This window comes from Halorientalis pallida (assembly GCF_004118325.1).
Classification (GTDB): domain Archaea; phylum Halobacteriota; class Halobacteria; order Halobacteriales; family Haloarculaceae; genus Halorientalis; species Halorientalis pallida.
Map to the genome: position 1 here is coordinate 52,470 of NZ_RDFA01000006.1, position 16,388 is coordinate 68,857.

The window sequence follows — 16,388 nt, forward strand, 5'->3', positions numbered from 1 at the left end:
CTCATCCCTCGCGCTTCCGTCTCGCGTCCTCGCCGTCGCTCGACCGTTCGACGGCGCGCGCCACCGCGAGGCGAACGCTCTCGGGAGCCGACCGCCACCGCCCTTCGCGTTTCTTTAGTGTCCACGCGCGAGAGGGCGGGCATGGACGAGAAACGCGAGCAGTTCCTCGCTGGCGAACGCCCCGACGACGTACTGCTGTACTTCGACGAGCGCGCCGTCTCGGGGATGGACCGCCTCGCGAAGGTCGGCGAGAGTGTCGATGGCGGTGTGGTGCTGATCCTCCCCGGCGAGGAAGGCCGGGCGGCCTTCCAGCGGGCGGTCGGCGTCGATCCGATGACGTTGGCCCAGTCGGCGATGGGTAACGAGGGGGAGATCGACCGCGGCTGTACCGGCGGGGCTTGCCCGGAAGCGGACAGCCAGGACGGCGACCACCACGCCCGCTTCGTCTTCGCCTTCGCCGAGGAACAGAACGAGGAGGTCGGCGGGCTCTACGCCGAGGGGGACGTAATCCACGCCTACGCCCGGTGTGACTGCGACACGACCTACTCCGAGAAGTGGGTCGCCGAGGACTGAGCTACTCGCCGGGTTCCTCGTGGGTCGTTCCGACGTAGACCGCACACACCAGAAACATCGCGATCACGAGCCCCGTCTGCGCGGCACCGCTGTCCGGAGCCAGTTCCTGCAGGAGGAGTATCGTCCCACTACCGACAGCGACGACCGCGATCAGTGCGACAAACAGCTTCGGGTTCTTCGACGCGACGCGCGTCATCGAGGGGAAAGCCATGCCTACCCCTGTCGGCCTGGTGGTAAAGTCGGTTTCGGGACCGAAATCGCACGACTGCAACCGGACGAAATCCGCAAGCGACCTGCAATCGAACGGCCTACCCCTCGGTCTCGACGACGTCCTCGCCGCCCTCGGCTTCTACCTCCCGCTTCACGTCGTGGAAGGCCTCGACGATGACCTGGCGGGCGACCGCACCACGAGTCGTCCAGTGGTTGGCGTAGTCCAGCATGTCGTCGTAGATGTCGGGTTTACAGCCCGCGGCCTTGGGGTGGCCACCGCCGTTGACCTTCGCGGCGACCTCGTGGGCGCGCTCGAACGCGTCGGTGCCACGGATGCTGGCGCTCCCGGCAGGCTTGACGATGACGGCGGCGTCGGTGCCCTGCTGACGGAGGGCTTCGGCGACCTCGTTCTGGGAACAGCGGCCGTAGGTGACGCCGACGGTCCAGTCGCCGATCTCGTGGACTTCCGCGCGGTCGACGGCCCGCTCGATCAGGGCCTCCTTCTCGACGCGCTGTTCGGCGAGGAAGTCCTCGACTTCCTCGGGGAGGTCAGCGCCGTGTTCGCGGACCGTCTCGATGTACCCCTCGGGGTCGGCCCAGTAGGCGTAGTCGGCCAGGTCGTCGCTCCGGGGGTCCTCACGGAGCCAGAGGTCGTGATCGCGGGTGACGACGGCGAGTTCGGCGAGGTACTCGGGCACGTCGGCGCCGAGTGAGCGAGCGACCACGTCGGCCGAACACTCCTCGTCGGACTCGCCGACGACCCGACGGGTCACGAGTTCGTCCACGCGTGCGCCCACGTCCGCGTCCCACTGGTGGTGGTCGAACCAGTGGACCTCGCTGGCGCGGTCGGCGACCAGTTCGAGGTGTTCCAGGTCCGTCTCCGCGTCGGGACAGAGATCACAGACGAACACCGGGATTTCGGGGTCGGCGTACTCGGCGACGTACTCCAGCGCGGTCGCGATGTCGCGCGGGCCGGCGGGGATCAGCGCAGCCTCGGCGACCAGTTCCCGGAGCAGGGCCACACAGGCCAACCCGTCGGCGTCGGGGTCGGCGATCACCACGGCAGGGGCGTCGGCGAGCGCTTCGCGTGCCTCGCGTTCCTGTTCGGCCTCGGCGACCGAGTCCGGGTGGAAAAAGCCCTCGCCGGGGAGCAGTGACTTCCGGGTGAGAGAGAGCCGCTCGTCGTCGATGAGCCAGTCGTCCATACCGCCCACAACGCGGCGGGCGTCAAGAAGGGCACGGTCGCCCGTCAGGCGGGCGTGTCGGTCCGTGGCTCCTCGTCGGCGTCGAGCTGGCGGACGGTCAACACCGGGGTTGGACACCGGCGGACGACACCCTCGGCGACGCTGCCCAGCAGGAACGAGTGCTCGCCGTGGCGGCCGCGCGTCCCCATCGCGATCACGTCCGCGTCGAAGTCCGAGACGTACTGGCAGATCTCGTTGACCGGCTTCCCCTCGCGGACGGCGGTGTTGATCTCGCGGTCGGCGTGCTCGACGACGGTTTCGAGCGCCGCCTCGCCCGCGTCTTCGAGTGCATCGCGGAGTTGCGCGCGCACCTGCTCGGGGGACCCCTCCACGTCACTGCCGTCGATCACGTACAGCGCGTGGACCGTCGCGTCGAACCGCGCGGCCAGGTCGAGCGCCACGGTGACGGCCCGCTCGACGCTCTCGGAACCGTCCGTCGCGATCACAACGGTGTCGAACATTACCGGCCGCTACCGCTCGCGCCGTGATAAAAGGCCCGCCGAGTCCGACCTGGTCGCTCGGTGCCTTTTTGCCCCTGCCGGGCGGACGGTGGAGCATGTCAGCCGTCGAGTTCGACCAGGTCCTCGTGCCCCTCGACGGGAGCGAGGAGTCACTGGAAGCCGCCGAGTACGCCGTCGCCGTCGCCGAGCGGTACGACGCGGACGTCCACGCACTGTACGTCCTCGACGAATCGGTCGTCCGCAGTCTGGAGTCGGGCGAACTCGAAGGCGATACCGTGGCCGCCGACACCGAGGAGTTCATGGAGTCCGTCGACCGACTCGTGGCCGACCACGACATCGCGATGGGGCACTCGATGGCGCTCGGCTTCGTCACGACCCAACTCACCCACCACCCCGGGAGCGTCATCCTCGACACCGCCGACGCCGTCGCCGCCGACTTCCTCGTGATCCCACGGGAACCGGTCTCGGGCGACCCCGACGAGGTCCTCGGGAAAGCCGCCGAGTACGTCCTCCAGTACGCCAGCCAACCCGTCCTCTCTGTGTGAGCGGCTGCCACGGGCCACCCCGCCGCCCAGACGTGTATGCTGACAAACGTTTTTATTCCCGACTCAAGTACTTATATACTCGGTGACGACCGCTGCCACCGGATTACCGGAACCGCCAGCAGACGGCGGGTCTCGGAAGCGCTATACACACTCCGTAGGGGGCAGTTCGGGTAACTACCCCAACGTTTATGATACTCCTCAGCAAGTATATGATATATACCGGATCTCGATCCGGATATGCTAAGGGGGGTTTAGCATATGGGGAAGCAAGCAACGCAACACGTAGCACAAGCAGTAGTCAGTACTGAGCGGAAATCACACACGGGCGCTCTGGGGGGTGCCTGAGATGACCGCCGATAGCGTGCGGGCTCGGCTCGGCGAACCGGTCGCGAACCTCTGGTTGGCGTTCGACCACCAGCTGTTCGCACTCTCGCCCCAGGCGAGTCGCCTGCTGGCGATTCTCGTGACCGCCGCGTCGGCGCTCATGGGGGTGGTGATGCTTCGAATCGTGGCTACCACGGCCGTGATGTCGGCGGCCGCGCAGTCGGGCGGATCCAGCGGGGGGGCCGATCCGAGGGTCCAGGGCGTGCTCTGTGAGAGCGCGATCCCGATCGATACCTTGATCGCGTTCGGTCTCGCCGCGATCTCGATGTTCCTGCTGGTCAAGGCCATCATGCAGGGGACCGTCGCGTTCAACAAGCTGGGTTCGTCGCGGGCACAACAGCAGTTCGAGGGCAAGCAGGCACTGGCCGGCGCTGGCAAGACGGCGGCCGGTGCCTTCGTCCCACCGCTGTTCGTCGCGGTGCTGAACACGATCTTCCCGGACCAGATGATCGCCCAGTGCCTGATGAACGGACTCACTGGCGGGAACATCTTCGGCACGATCGCCGTGCTACCGTTCTGAGGGCGGGCCAGGAGTGCTCTCCGCCCCGACCGGGGGCCTGCGATGGTGCCCGGCGAGCCGGCGTCACGCACACGGGGGGTCGCCTCCGGACAGTCGAACAGTCACATCGCCGACCACAGTCTCGGGAGTGTCGAACACATGAGACGTTACGTCTTGCTCGCGCTGGTGCTCTGTACCGTACTGGCGGCCCCTACCTCGGCCGCCGCCGGCACACTGTCCGGTCCGGCGGACGGGACCGCAACACAGCAGGCCGTCGGTACCGACTTCGCCCTGCAGACCGACGACAGCACCGGGAACGACACGAGCAGTACACGGAACGACACGGACGGGACTCAGAACGGGACGAGCGGCGACGCCGGCGACGACGGCCTGACCGAGGACGACATCCAGGATGCCGTCATCGGTGCGCTGTTGGGCTCGGACTCCGGGTCGGGCGGTGACTCCGGCTCGGATTCGGACTCGGGCTCCGATTCTGACTCCGGTGTCTTCACCTCGATCGCAGAGGACGCCATCGAGGGCGCAATCCTCGACCTGCTCGACGGACTCGGTGACGACGCGTCGGCGGTCGCGCAGGACTTCCGGAAGAAAGGCATCATCTTCCGCGTCCCGGCACCGGGTGCGATGGGCCAACCGCTGACGTGGGTCCAGCCCAGCGAGTGGACTGGCGACCACGGGGAGAAGTGGGAGCAAACGTACAACTACTTCTGGGTGATCGGATTCCTCGGATTCGCCGGCCTGCTCCCCGCCTTGATGCTCGCGATGGGGAAGGGGAACCGGTCGCCCGACCGTGGCACTGCACAGCGGTTCGTCCGCGGATTCCTCTTGATCGTCCTCGGCTGGATCGTCGTCGCGTTCCTCTATCACTCCGCGGACGCGGTCACGCAACTCATCGCCCCGTCACCCTGGGGTGGTGATGGACCAGGTGGTGCGCCCGGGTACATGGACGTGCTGGAGACGAGCAAGAACAGCGACCTGGCGGTTCTCGGACCGGTCCTCAGCGGCACCAAGGGCGGGCTCTTGATGACCGCGTTCGGCGTCCTCTACGTGCAGTTCGTCCTGACCTTCGTCTGTGCGGCCCTGTGGCCCGCGATGTGGGTGCTCAACGCCTACCGGTCGACGATGGCCCGCTCGGCAGGGAAGATCGGGCTGACGTTCATGGGCGCGTTGCTGCTGATGAAGATGATGCAGGCCGTCATCTTCCGGTTCCTCGTCGGGTTGGATCTGACAGGGACGACGGGCGAACTCGCGGCGACGGTCGGGATCGGTGTCACGTTCGTCCTCCTACCCTACACCGTGCTGGCGAAGATGATCCCGCGGACGTTGTTGATCTTCGGTCTGCACGAACTCCGGGAGAAAGGCCGGGAGGACAGACGCTACCAGGAGCGGATGGGGAACGTTCGCCGGAAGTTCAACCAGTCGCTCCGGCGCAGTCCGGACGGCGGCGTCGAACGGATCGGACCGGCCGACCGGGGTTCGAAGGGACTGCCGAACCGCCAGCGCGGTCGGCTGGAGTCGACCCGCGCCGACCGTGGGCGCGAACTCCCGCGGGGCTCGAGCGGTCGGCCCGACCGACGAACTGGCGGCGATTCGGAGGACAGGAGGTAACTACCGATGTCGAACGATCTTCCACGACCGAGCGACGAGAGACGCGAACAGCGCACCACGCGGGACCCGAGTCAACTGGTCCCGCCGTACATCGACACCTCGATCGAGATTCTCGGTCCGCTGACGACCGCGGATCTCCTCCTGTACCTGCCGGCCGGGATCGCGGCGCTGGTCGCGCTGTTCGCGCTGACGTCGGACACGTGGGGGCTGTTCGTCCCGGCGCTGGTCACCGGCGGCGTCCTCACGTTCGTCGCGACGGCAGCCAAGATCACGACCGACTGGTACTCCTCGCCGCGCGGACGCGTCGAGGCGTGGCTCCACTCGCTGTGGCGCTCACGGACACTCCCCTGGGACCACGAAGACGTCGTCGACCGGTCGATCCCCGGCGTTCGCGGGTTCCAGCCCGAGGGCACCGCCAAGATGGACGACGGCCGCTACGTCGGGGTCGTCCGCGTCGACCCGACTAACGCTGCCCTGGGGGCCGACCGCGAACTCGACGGGCTCGCGGCACAGCTGTCGGGCGTTATCGACGAACAGATCAAGGACTTCGACTTCAAGCTGTTCGCCACGACGGGCGAGTACGACGCCGAGGACGTCGTCGGGCAGTACGAACAGCGCGCGGAAAGCGCCGACCGGCTCGACGAGGACTTCCAGACCGCGATGTACAAGCGGGAACTGCTCGAGGACGTGGCCGACTGGTACCGCGAGACCGACCGGCCCCAGTGGGCGGCCAACGACTGGCGGTACTACGTCGTGGTCGAGGTCACGCCCGGCGACGTGCAGTCCCCCGGTGACGTGAGCGTCTGGGACATGCTCAACCCGCTCTCGAGTGTCGACCCCGAGGCGGCGGACAAGCGTCAGTACGCGACCCTGCTCGACCGGCTCTCGACGGTCGAGGGGGCCATCGACGGCATCACGGGCCTGCACGCCGCCCGGATCGGTGTGCGGGAACACATCGAACTCCTCAGCGAGTACTGGACCGGCCAGGACGCGGTGCCTAGCGAGAACCTGATCCGGGCCATCGAGGAGGAGGAACTCTCGGATGCCCAGCAGGCCCGCATGGACGAACTGTTCGCGCCCGACGAACTCGACGTGCACGGCGACTACGTCGAGGTGGGCGACGAGTTCTGTCGGACCTTCTGGATCGCCGAGTGGCCCGTCGAACCCCAATCACTGTTCCTCCGTGACCTGTTCACCCTGCGGGGCGTCGACGTGGACGTGTGCTTCCACGTCGGAGCCACGGACAAGCGCACGACGACCGCCGAACTCGAACGGATCATCGCCGACATCGAGTCCGAGGGTCACGAACGCCGCGAGAGTTCCGACGTGTCCGCGGCGGACATCGACCGCGACGTGGACGCCTACGTGACCTATCGGGAACTCCTGCGGACGACCCGGACCCAGCCCTGGGACTTCGCGGGCTACGTCACCGTCAGAGCCGATACCGAGGCCGCCCTCAGGCGCGCCGAGTCGGCCATCGAGGAGTTCGACGACGTCGAATTCGCCAAGCAGTCGGTACTCGACGACGACGCCGAGACGATCCGCGACACGCTCGAATCCTCCCCCGCGGACTGTTTCACCGTCGTCCCGACCAGTCGCCAACTCGAGGCGTTCCAGTCCGGCGCGCCGACGGGTCGTGACGCCTTCACCGATGCCTCGAAGATCGACAAGACAACCTCGGTGCCCGGCGGGGCCATCGGCGCGACCTTCCCCTTCTGCGGGACGGACGTGCGCGAACCGACCGGGATGGACTGGGGGCGCAACAAACAGAACGGCGCGATGCTGAAGGCCGACCCCTTCGAGCGCGAGAGCGCCCCGCACATCCTCACCATCGGGAAGTCCCGGAGCGGGAAGACCTACGCCTCGACGAAGGCCGCGGCCCGGTGGTACCTCCAGAGTGAGGATCACACGCTGATCCTCTGTGACACCCAGAGTGGGTTCGACGGCATCACGAAACTGCTCGGCGGCGAGCACATCGTCGTCGACGGGACCCAGACGAGCAACCCGCTGGACATCCAGCCGCTGCCCGACCACGTCCGGGAGTCCGCCGGTGGCCGCGTCGATCCCTACCGCATGAAGATCGAGGAGGCCACACAGTTTTTCGCCGGCATCCTCCGCTCGCAGGGGATCGACCCCGGCGACTACGTCGCCACCATCGAGGAGGGGCTGGAGGGCACCTACGACCGCGCGGGCATCTACCAGGACGACCTGGACAGCCACGCCCGCGAGAGCCCGACCATCGAGGACTTCATCGACACGCTGGGGGACATGCTGGAGAACCCCGACACCTACACCCACACCGAACACGCCGCCGAGATCGAGCAGAAAGTCGAGCGGGTCAGCGACCTGCTCGACAAGCTCTCGGGGTTCAAGCAGGGCGGGAAGTATCACCACCTCGAAACCGGCGCGGGGATCATGGACCCGGACGTGGACATGGCGTACCTGGACCTCCAGCAACTCCGGGACGCCAGTGACGCAGAGAAGTCGATCATGCTCCAGCTCATGCTGGGGCAGGTCGCACAGAAGGCCAAACGGACGCGGGGCAAACTCGTGTTCGTGATCGACGAGGCGCACGTCCTCTTCCACTCCGAGGAGATGACCCGCTGGCTCCAGAAGGCCGCCCGGGAGTGGGCCCGCTACGACGCCGCGCTGTGGTTCATCAGCCAGTCGCCACGCGAGTTCATCCAGCAGTCCTCCGAGCGGGACGTGGGTCAGGAGAACGAACGCCGCACCATCGTCGACCAGTGCTCGACGATCAACTTCTTCCGAACGCCGCGCGTGTCCCCGGACACGCTCGCGCAGTTCGGCCTCGACCGCCAGCAGATCGACTGGATCCGCGAGGAGGCCACGCCCGGCAAGTCCGGGAAGGGGTACTCCGAGGCGCTGACCTACTTCGAGGACTACGAGGGCTGGTTCCCGACGTACGTGGAGGCCTCGCCGTTCGAGGATCTCGTCTACAACTACACGCCCCGTGAACACGGGAACTTCCACGAGTACGTCCAGCGCCACTGGGGGGCCGTCGAGGAGGGGATCATCGTCGACGGCGAGATCACCGTCGATCCGAGCGTCCCGCTGACCGACTCACGGACCGCCGAGGCGGAACCGATCACGGACGGGAAAGGACAGGACCCCGACGAGTCCACGCTGGAACCGCCCGAACCGGAGCCCGAGGAAATCGACGCCGAAACCGACGATCCGTTGGACCCCGGCCTCGATGGGGAACACGAGTCCACGGCCGACGCCGCGACCGATCCCAACGGGACGCCGCCCTGGCTCGACGAGTCCGAGGACGACCCCGATCCGGACGACGTGGACCTATTCTAGCCGGATCGCCATCTCCAGTTCGAAGCTCTCGGTGCTGGTCATCTCGAAGCCGACCTTCTTGTAGACCGCGATGGCGGGGTCGTTCCAGCGCTCGACGGTCAGCCAGACCTGTTCGACGCCCTCCTCCTGTGCGTACCCGAGCAAGTGTTCGAGCAGCTCGGTGCCGATGCCCGCGCCCTGATAAGGGCGGACGACGAAGATCGCCAGTTCGTAGCTCTCGCCCTCGTCGGGGACGAGCGTCGCGTGGCCGACCGGCGCGCCGTCGTGGCAGGCCACGACGTTCAGGCAGTCGTCGGAGAGCAAGACGTCGAGCCAGTCGCGGATGGGCTCCTCGCGGACCGGCGGAATCCCCTGGGCGCGGTCTTCGGCCTCGAAGTCGAGGTACATCTCGACGAGCGCCTCGGGGTCGTCGTCGCCGCCGGAGCGGTACCGGATCTCACGGCCCTCGCCGTCGGTGACGGTGTCGGGTGGACTCGGGAACTCGCCGGCGGGCTCGTCGGGGTACTCCCGGGTCATCTGACGAGGGTCACCGTCGTTTCGGCGTTCAACAGGACGAACTCGAGCGTCTCGTCGAAGTTGATCTTCCCGAGCGGGCTCCGCTCGCCCCCGGCGACGACCAGGCGGTCGAACTGCTCCTGCTCGGCGAGTTCGACCAGCCGACTGCCGGGGTGGCCCGAGAGATGCCGGATGTCGGGCTCCATACTCGTCTCGGCTAGTCGCTCGCGGATCTCGGTCTCGATCTCCTCGGGTGTGAGGGTGATGTCTTCGCGGTCGACGATGGCGACCGTCACCGCGTCGCCGGCTTCCTCGGCCCGCGTGACCGTGTCGGCGAGCGCCTCGAACGATCCGTCGCTGCCGCCGATGCCCAGCAACACTTTCATATTCGTGCCCTCGCGCCGACGGGTCAAAAACCCTCAACACGTTTCCACCGCCACAAGGGCCACGCCGCTGCGTCAGACGTGCGGCCGACACCGCCGATACGCTTTTTCGCCCGGGGGACAGACACCTGATATGCCCGATTCTCCCGTGTCCGACGCCGACGATCGGCCCGGCGACGACCACGACGCCCGGGAGTCCCCGACCGAGGACCAGCCCACAGACGCGGCCGCCGACCAGCAGGACGACGCCGACCAGTCGCCCAACCCGTCCGTGCCCGATGCGGACGAGTCCGCGGGCACGTCTCCACAGCCCTCCGTGCCTGATGATGTCCAGAAGTACGACCGCTTCAAGAAGATCGAGGGCGGCACGTACGACCGGGCCAACGAGTTCCTGCGGGACCGAACCTACATCACCGCCCGCGAGTGGGCGATCGCCCGCCTGTGTGCGGACTTCCGGACCGAGACCGGCGTCGAGATGACAAAGATCGGTGAGAACCTGCCGGAACTGGTCCCGTTCATGACCGACACCTACACGCCCCAGGCGGTCAACCAGGCCCGCGCCGCCTTCGAGGAGAAGGTCCGCAAGGCCGGCGCGACCTTCCTCTACGGCGCGATGTGTGACTTCTTCACCGCCGAAGAGCTGGACGACGTGATGTACGAGGCCACCGAGGTGGCGAAGTTCCTGCTGGAAGTCGAGGGCGTCGAACTCTCCGTCGAGGAGGAACTCGAAGCCGAGGACCGCATCTCCGAGGTCATGCGGGACGTGCGGGAACACTCCGCCGCCCTCCGGCACGACGAGTGTCCCCACTGCGGCGGCGAACTCGAGGGCGGCGAGAGCGACGGCGGCAACACGGCGGCGGAAGCCGACGACTGATCGACGACCGACGGGGGTTCGAGACTGGCAGTGTGTCGACGATAATTGACAGAAAAAGATATCACGCACGAGTCGACCGCGAGATCGATCATGAATCCCGAGTGGAAGGTGATCCTTCTGGACGGACTGATCGGCGTGTCGATGCTCGTGAACAGCTACCTGGGTGTCTCGTCGTCCGTCCAGTGGTGGGCCGTTGTCGTGTTCGTCGGGGCGGCCGTCTGGAACGCCGGAATCTTCTATCGGGTGGAGCGGACGGCAGTCGAGGAGAGCCTCCGTGAGATACTGGTGGGTAGTCTCGTGATTGCCAGTCCCGTTCTGGTCGCAATCGCGATGGTCGTCTCGAACCACCCGCTGGCCGACACGATTCTGGTCGGTGTCTTCGCCGGGTTCGGGGCGGGTATCCTCGGGTACCGCTTCCTCTACGGGATCGTCCGCCCGATCCCCGAACGGCGTCTCGAACGGGCGAGCCGACGGGCTGTCTGAGTCACCGGACCAGGTAGTACGGGTCCTCGGCGATCCGGGGTTCGAGCGCGTCCCGCAGGTCCCGTGCCGACACGGAGACGACGCGCAGACCGTTGAGGTCGTGGTGGTCGAGGACGCCGTCGTCGATCAGGTCTCGCTGGATGCCCAGGCGGTCCCAGAAGTAGAGGTAGTTGTTCTTGCTGTAGTTGCGCTGGGTGATCTCCTCTTCCGTGCCGCCGGGGTACCGGACCGTCCCGTCGATCTCGACCGTCTCGCTGTAGGGTACGTCGGTGACCCGTTCGATGTAGTGCAGTTGCGTGCTGACGAGCCAGCGGGTGCCGATGTCGAGGATGCGCACGTCGTCGCGCTCTAGCTGGGCGTAACAGCCGTCCGGGCCGAAGGTGTCCCTGACCGTACAGCCGTCGAAGCGGTAGTCCCCACACACCTGGATCGAGTGCAGGGGGTCGGCGGTCCGGTAGTCGGCGTCGTCGAAGAACAGGCCGGCGAACGCGCCGAGTTCGGGCTCGGAGTCCGTGCGGTGGAACTCCCCCGTTCGGCGAAACGACTGGGTGAACGCGGGTGTGAGGATCGAGTCGAACCGGGCGTCGAGGTGGTCACGGACGAACTCGTACGGGTCGCCGTCGAACGCGGCGTTCACGTCGCTGAGGCCGACGTGGACGAACACCACGTCCTCGTCGTAACCGTCCAGAATCTCGGCGAAGACGGCCTCGTCGACGGGGCCGGTCGGTTCCTCGCGCTGGCGCACGGCGTAGTGTTTCGCGCTACTCCAGAGCGTTTCCGCGAGCGTCGTGGGTGGGGGGACGTGCGTGGTCTGTGACGGCGACACCGGGAGCGCGCTGCTCGGGGATCCGTCGAAAGGAAGTTTCGACCGCATCTCCGGGAAGTGGCGCACCATCCCGCGGAACTGCACCCTCGACGCGGTTAGTTATAGACTGCCCAATCGGGAGGCCACCAGTAAGCGGTGGTTAGCCCGCGACCCCGGTCAGGCCCGGTCGTCGCCGCCGTCGGTCCCGCCGTCACTGCCGTCGGTCTCGCCGTCGGTGTCGGCGGTCGGGCCGCCGGTTTCAGTCGACCGTTCGATGGCGCGGACGTTGACGCCGACCGCGTCGCCGAAGCGTTCGCTGGCAGTCTCGCCAGCGTCCGCGGCCTCGATGGCCGAGTCCGGTCCGAACCGCTCGTAGACGACCTCGCCGCGAACCAGCGTTAGTTCGGGGAACACCCCGCGTTTCCCCTCGAACGGCGTCCACTCGCACTTCGAGTGGAGGTCCTCGCCGCGGATCTCGCGGCTGTCGTCGGGATCGACGAGGACGAGGTCGGCGTCCATCCCCGCCTCGATCCGGCCCTTCGTCGGGAGATCGAACACCTCGGCGACGTTCGTGGCGGTGAGGTCACGGACGCGTTCGTAGGTGATCTCGTCGTTGCGGGCGGCCTCCAGCAGGAGCGGGAGGGCGGTCTCGACGCCGGGGACGCCGGAGGGAGCGTCCCAGATGCTGGCGTCTTTCTCCTCGCGGGTGTGGGGGGCGTGGTCGGTGGCGACGATGTCGACGGTGCCGTCGACGACGCGCTCCCAGACCTTGCTCCGGAGACGTTCGCGGCGCAGTGGCGGATTCATCCGGCCGAACGTGTCCAGCTCGCCCAGGTCGCGCCGGGAGAGGAACATGTGGTGGGGCGTGACTTCGCAGGTCATGCCGTGTTCTTTGGCTACGTCGATGCCGTCGGGCGTGGAGGTGTGGGCGACGTGGAGGTGGGCGTCGAAGCGGTCGCCGACCTCGGCGGCGGCCCGGACGGCGGCGGCCTCGGCGCGGGCGGTGCGGTAGGCGCTCCAGGCGTCGGCGTCGTCGCGTTCTCTCGCCCCGGGTTCGAACTCAGTGGCGTCCTCGGCGTGGACGGTGACCACCGCGTCCTGCCGGGCGGCGGTCTTGACCGCGCTGGCGAACAGCTCCACGTCGATCCCCATCTCGCCCGTCGAGTCCGCGAGGAAGACCTCGCCCAGGGCGAACATCGGTCGCTGGAGCAGGGCGCTGGGCACCCACTGCTCGGTGACGCCGCCGTTGATGCCGAAGTCGACGAGCGAGCCCTCGCTCGCGCGCTCGGCCTTCCCGTCGAAGGAGGCCCCGTCGATGGTCGGGGGGTCGGTGTTGGGCTGGTCGACGACGCAGGTCACCCCGCCCGCCGCCGCGGACCGACTCCCGGTCTCCCAGGTCTCCTTGTGCGAGAAGCCGGGCTCGCGGAAGTGGACGTGGGCGTCGATCATCCCCGGCAGGAGTCGCTTGCCGCTGGCGTCCACGAAGCGTTCGTCGACCGACTCGGGCATCGGCAGGTCCTCCTCGACGGCCGCGATGGTCTCCCCCTCGACGAGCACGTCGCGCTCCCGACCGTCCGGGAGCGTCGCGTTCCGAATGAGCATACCAACCCTCCGAGCGGGTGGGTCCTAAAACTCGCGGACGGGCCCCCGGGGTCGGGCCGGTCACTCCCCGGCCCACTCCACGGTCGGCAGGTCGTCGACCCACTCGACGCTGCCGAGGTGGTCGCCCACGAGCGCGTCCTCGATGCGCATGATGATCGCGACGGGATCGACCTCGCCGCCGGCCCGCGCGATGCTCCCGACGGTGTCGGGGTCGAAGGGCACGTCGAGGGCGTCGTACACCGGGTCCAGCACCGACCCGATCTCCTCGTGGCCGTCGACGACGACGATGCCGGCGACCAGCGCCGCGTCGCCGGTCACTCGCTGGGCGATGCCACAGACCTTGCCGCCGGCGGCCTGCAGCGAGTAACTCCCCGGGCAGAAGGCGTTCTCGGGCTCGCCGCGTTCGGCGTCGACCCCGATCTCGCGCAGGGCGTCGCGCACGTCGACGCGAACGGCCGCGTAGCGCTCGTCGATCCCCTGGCGCTCGTCGTCGGCGACGGGCTCGATCCGCGCGAACGCGATGGTGTCGCCGGTGTAGGCGACCGGCCGGCCGCCGACCCGACGCTCGCAGACGGGACACTCCCGCTCGCGGGCGGCGGCGACGGCGGCCTCGTACCCCTCGCTGTTGGTGTCCCGGGGGCCGAAGGCGACCTGTCGGTGGGGTCGCCAAACCCGGACGGCGGGTTCCCCGGCGGTGCCCGCGTGTTCGATCAGGAGCCGGGTGACTGCCCGGTCGGCCTCGGCGTCCTCGCCCCGTCCCCGGACCACTCGCATGTCACAGAGAGGGGGACCACCGAATAAGGACCTGACGGCTCGTTCCCGACGGGTTGAAATCCGATCTGACCTATCTTCCGCCAATGGCCGTCACGCTCGACGCCGCCGTGCTCGATCGGTACCCCCGGTTCTCGCAGTACAATTCGCCATACGCCGCCCACGACGAGGGTGCGGCCGTCGACCTGTATCCCGACACCGGCGATGGCGGGCGGGGCGGTCCGGCCCCCTCGCCGGTCGCCGGCGAGGTGCTCGACACTCGGACCGTCGATGCCCCGCCGAAGCCCTACGCGGTCGATCACGACCACCTGATCCTCGTGGACACGGGCGCGCACGTCGCCCGTATCCTCCACGTCGACCCCGCCGTTTCGGCCGGGGATCGGATCGCGGTCGGTGACTCGCTGGGGCGGCTGGTCCGCTCGGGGTTCTTCGCCCCCTGGGTCGACGATCACATCCACCTCGGCTTTCGCGCACCCGACGCCAACCACTACCGGGCGTCGGGGTCGATCCCGCTGGACCTGGAGATCGACGTGTCCCCGGTCCGCTGGGACGGGACCGGGACCGTGGTCGAGGCCGGCGAGACCTACGCCGTGCTGGGCGCCCCGGACCACCCCGACCCGGGAACCGCCTTCGCCGGGGTGGCCGCGACCGTCGACGGAACCGAGTGCGTGCTGGACGGCGGCCTCCCCCACTACGACGGTGGTGGCGTCCTCGGCGGTGAGTCGGGGCCGGTCACGTTCCTCGGCCAGCGGGTCGGCACCAGCGACGGGCGGACGGTCGCGTGGGACGAGGTGGCCGTGCGCGCGGCCGTCACCGCGAGCGAGCCGACGGAAGCCGAGGGAATCACGGGACTCTCGCTGTTTTCCGATCGCGAGTCACTGGGTGTGAAACTCGTCTGCCCGGACCACGGGTTCGCGGTCGGGGACGAGCTGTCGGTCACGCTCGCGCGGCGCTGACAGCACTGTGGGGTGAGTTCACAGGTCGAAAGAACCGGTGAGTAAAAGATGGGCGGGTGTACACGTGTTGCACACATGGCCAACGACCTTCCGGAAGGCGCACCGGTGATGCTCCGGATGTCTGTCGAACGGGAGAACGGGTACCTCTCCTGGCTGGGCGTGCAGATGGGTGACATCGAGTTCGGTGAGGCGAATCTCACGATTCCGTTCGACGAGCGGTTCACCGACAAGGAGGCCGATCCGCCGACCGTCCACGACGGTATCGTGACGACGCTGGTCGAACAGACCACGGAACTGGCGATCCGCACGACGATGCCCGACCCAGTCAACGACCGAGTCGACCTGCTGAGTACGACGGTCAACTTCCTCGACGAGGCGGCCCACGACCTCGAAGCCACGGCCAGCGTCGTCGACACCGGCGACGGGTCGGCGGTCGCCGAGGCGTCCATCGAGAGCCGCGACCCGCAGGGGACGCCGGTGACCGTCGCCTCCGGCCAGGGCGTGTTCCGGATCGACTAGTCGAAGGCCACCGACTCCAGGGTCGTGACCTCGCCGAACAGCCAGTCGGCGTGGTCCAGCGCGTACTCGTGGTGTGCTTCTTCGATGTAGCCGATTGCGTCCTCGACCAGCACCGGCCGGTAGTCCCGGAGTCCGGCACTGCCCGCGGTGTGCAGCACACAGACGTTGGCCAGCGTCCCACAGAAGAGCAGGTCGTCGATCCCCCGCGCGGAGAGCCAGCCGTCGAGTTCCGTCTCGTGGAAGGCGTCGTAGGTGTGTTTCTCGACGACGTGGTCCGCGGGCCGGACGTCGAGATCCTCGACGATCTCGGCCTCCCAGGAGCCCTCGACGACGTGCTCGCCCCACTGCTCGAACTCGTCGTAGTAGTGGGCGTCCTCGAACTGCTCGGACGGGTGTACGTCCCGGGTGTAGATCACCTGCACCCCGGCCTCCCGGGCCCGCTCGATCAGGTCGTCGATAGGGTCGATCACGGCCTCGCTCTCGGGCGCGTAGAGGCTCCCGTCGGGGTGACAGAAGCCGTTCTGCATGTCCACCACCACCACTGCCGTCGAGTCGGTGTCGAAGTCCATGTACGGTGGTACGGCCGGCCTCGAAAAAACCCCTTTCCCGGTCGGTCCACTTTTGACTCGCCGGG

The 16,388-nt window shown here is 67.8% G+C and carries 18 protein-coding genes; 9 read left to right on the top strand and 9 right to left on the bottom strand.

Going from position 1 to position 16,388, the window contains the following annotated elements:
• Positions 1–141: 141 nt before the first annotated feature.
• Positions 142–573: a DUF5807 family protein gene (locus EAF64_RS15880; protein ID WP_129069972.1), complete on the top strand. Its 432-nt coding sequence runs from the start codon at positions 142–144 to the stop codon at positions 571–573.
• 1 nt (position 574) lies between these two features.
• Here EAF64_RS15880 and EAF64_RS15885 read toward each other — a convergent pair whose 3' ends face one another.
• The 3 genes from EAF64_RS15885 to EAF64_RS15895 all read right to left on the bottom strand — a co-directional run bounded on the left by EAF64_RS15885 (position 575) and on the right by EAF64_RS15895 (position 2,488).
• The gene (locus tag EAF64_RS15885; RefSeq protein ID WP_129069973.1) at positions 575–784 is read right to left on the bottom strand and encodes a hypothetical protein; all 210 of its coding nucleotides are present in this window, start codon (positions 782–784) and stop codon (positions 575–577) included.
• 97 nt (positions 785–881) lie between these two features.
• Positions 882–1,988 carry a DHH family phosphoesterase gene (locus tag EAF64_RS15890; protein WP_129069974.1) on the bottom strand — a complete coding sequence of 369 codons (1,107 nt, stop codon included), beginning with the start codon at positions 1,986–1,988 and terminating at the stop codon, positions 882–884.
• A gap of 44 nt (positions 1,989–2,032) precedes the next feature.
• A complete protein-coding gene (locus EAF64_RS15895) occupies positions 2,033–2,488 on the bottom strand; it encodes a universal stress protein (protein WP_129069975.1) in 456 nt (151 codons plus the stop codon).
• 95 nt (positions 2,489–2,583) lie between these two features.
• Here EAF64_RS15895 and EAF64_RS15900 point away from each other — a divergent pair, with 95 nt between their 5' ends.
• The 4 genes from EAF64_RS15900 (at position 2,584) to EAF64_RS15915 (ending at position 8,866) form a co-directional block, all read left to right on the top strand.
• Positions 2,584–3,033: a universal stress protein gene (locus EAF64_RS15900; RefSeq protein WP_129069976.1), complete on the top strand. Its 450-nt coding sequence runs from the start codon at positions 2,584–2,586 to the stop codon at positions 3,031–3,033.
• A gap of 346 nt (positions 3,034–3,379) precedes the next feature.
• Positions 3,380–3,937 carry a hypothetical protein gene (locus EAF64_RS15905; protein WP_129069977.1) on the top strand — a complete coding sequence of 186 codons (558 nt, stop codon included), beginning with the start codon at positions 3,380–3,382 and terminating at the stop codon, positions 3,935–3,937.
• A 138-nt stretch (positions 3,938–4,075) separates the two neighbouring features.
• On the top strand, positions 4,076–5,542 hold the full coding sequence (locus EAF64_RS15910; protein WP_129069978.1) for a hypothetical protein: 1,467 nt from the start codon (positions 4,076–4,078) through the stop codon (positions 5,540–5,542).
• A 6-nt stretch (positions 5,543–5,548) separates the two neighbouring features.
• Complete coding sequence (locus EAF64_RS15915) at positions 5,549–8,866, top strand: transfer complex protein (RefSeq protein ID WP_129069979.1); 3,318 nt, start codon at positions 5,549–5,551, stop codon at positions 8,864–8,866.
• On the opposite strand, the gene EAF64_RS15920 is transcribed toward EAF64_RS15915, so the two are convergent.
• Both EAF64_RS15920 and EAF64_RS15925 read right to left on the bottom strand, forming a co-directional pair.
• Complete coding sequence (locus EAF64_RS15920) at positions 8,858–9,382, bottom strand: GNAT family N-acetyltransferase (protein WP_129069980.1); 525 nt, start codon at positions 9,380–9,382, stop codon at positions 8,858–8,860. The genes EAF64_RS15915 and EAF64_RS15920 overlap by 9 nt on opposite strands.
• Positions 9,379–9,747 (bottom strand): universal stress protein, encoded by a 369-nt coding sequence (locus tag EAF64_RS15925; protein WP_129069981.1) that lies wholly within the window; start codon positions 9,745–9,747, stop codon positions 9,379–9,381. The genes EAF64_RS15920 and EAF64_RS15925 overlap by 4 nt, the downstream gene beginning before the upstream one ends.
• Positions 9,748–9,877: 130 nt before the next feature.
• Between EAF64_RS15925 and EAF64_RS15930 the strand changes: the two genes are divergently transcribed.
• Positions 9,878–10,618, top strand: a complete 741-nt coding sequence (locus EAF64_RS15930) for a DUF5806 family protein (protein ID WP_227739019.1) — start codon at positions 9,878–9,880, stop codon at positions 10,616–10,618.
• 90 nt (positions 10,619–10,708) lie between these two features.
• Positions 10,709–11,101, top strand: a complete 393-nt coding sequence (locus EAF64_RS15935) for a hypothetical protein (RefSeq protein WP_129069982.1) — start codon at positions 10,709–10,711, stop codon at positions 11,099–11,101.
• A 1-nt stretch (position 11,102) separates the two neighbouring features.
• On the opposite strand, the gene EAF64_RS15940 is transcribed toward EAF64_RS15935, so the two are convergent.
• The 3 genes from EAF64_RS15940 to EAF64_RS15950 all read right to left on the bottom strand — a co-directional run bounded on the left by EAF64_RS15940 (position 11,103) and on the right by EAF64_RS15950 (position 14,282).
• A complete protein-coding gene (locus EAF64_RS15940; RefSeq protein WP_193767723.1) occupies positions 11,103–11,927 on the bottom strand; it encodes an AAC(3) family N-acetyltransferase in 825 nt (274 codons plus the stop codon).
• Positions 11,928–12,083: 156 nt separating this feature from the next.
• Positions 12,084–13,508 carry a dihydroorotase gene (locus EAF64_RS15945; protein ID WP_129069984.1) on the bottom strand — a complete coding sequence of 475 codons (1,425 nt, stop codon included), beginning with the start codon at positions 13,506–13,508 and terminating at the stop codon, positions 12,084–12,086.
• 60 nt (positions 13,509–13,568) lie between these two features.
• Entirely contained in the window at positions 13,569–14,282 is a 714-nt protein-coding gene (locus EAF64_RS15950) for a lipoyl protein ligase domain-containing protein (protein ID WP_129069985.1), read from the bottom strand.
• An 83-nt stretch (positions 14,283–14,365) separates the two neighbouring features.
• Between EAF64_RS15950 and EAF64_RS15955 the strand changes: the two genes are divergently transcribed.
• Positions 14,366–15,235, top strand: coding sequence for a hypothetical protein (locus EAF64_RS15955; RefSeq protein ID WP_129069986.1), 870 nt, complete (start codon positions 14,366–14,368; stop codon positions 15,233–15,235).
• A gap of 75 nt (positions 15,236–15,310) precedes the next feature.
• Positions 15,311–15,754 (top strand): PaaI family thioesterase, encoded by a 444-nt coding sequence (locus EAF64_RS15960; RefSeq protein ID WP_193767724.1) that lies wholly within the window; start codon positions 15,311–15,313, stop codon positions 15,752–15,754.
• On the opposite strand, the gene EAF64_RS15965 is transcribed toward EAF64_RS15960, so the two are convergent.
• Entirely contained in the window at positions 15,751–16,323 is a 573-nt protein-coding gene (locus tag EAF64_RS15965; protein WP_129069988.1) for a cysteine hydrolase family protein, read from the bottom strand. The genes EAF64_RS15960 and EAF64_RS15965 overlap by 4 nt on opposite strands.
• Positions 16,324–16,388 lie beyond the last annotated feature (65 nt).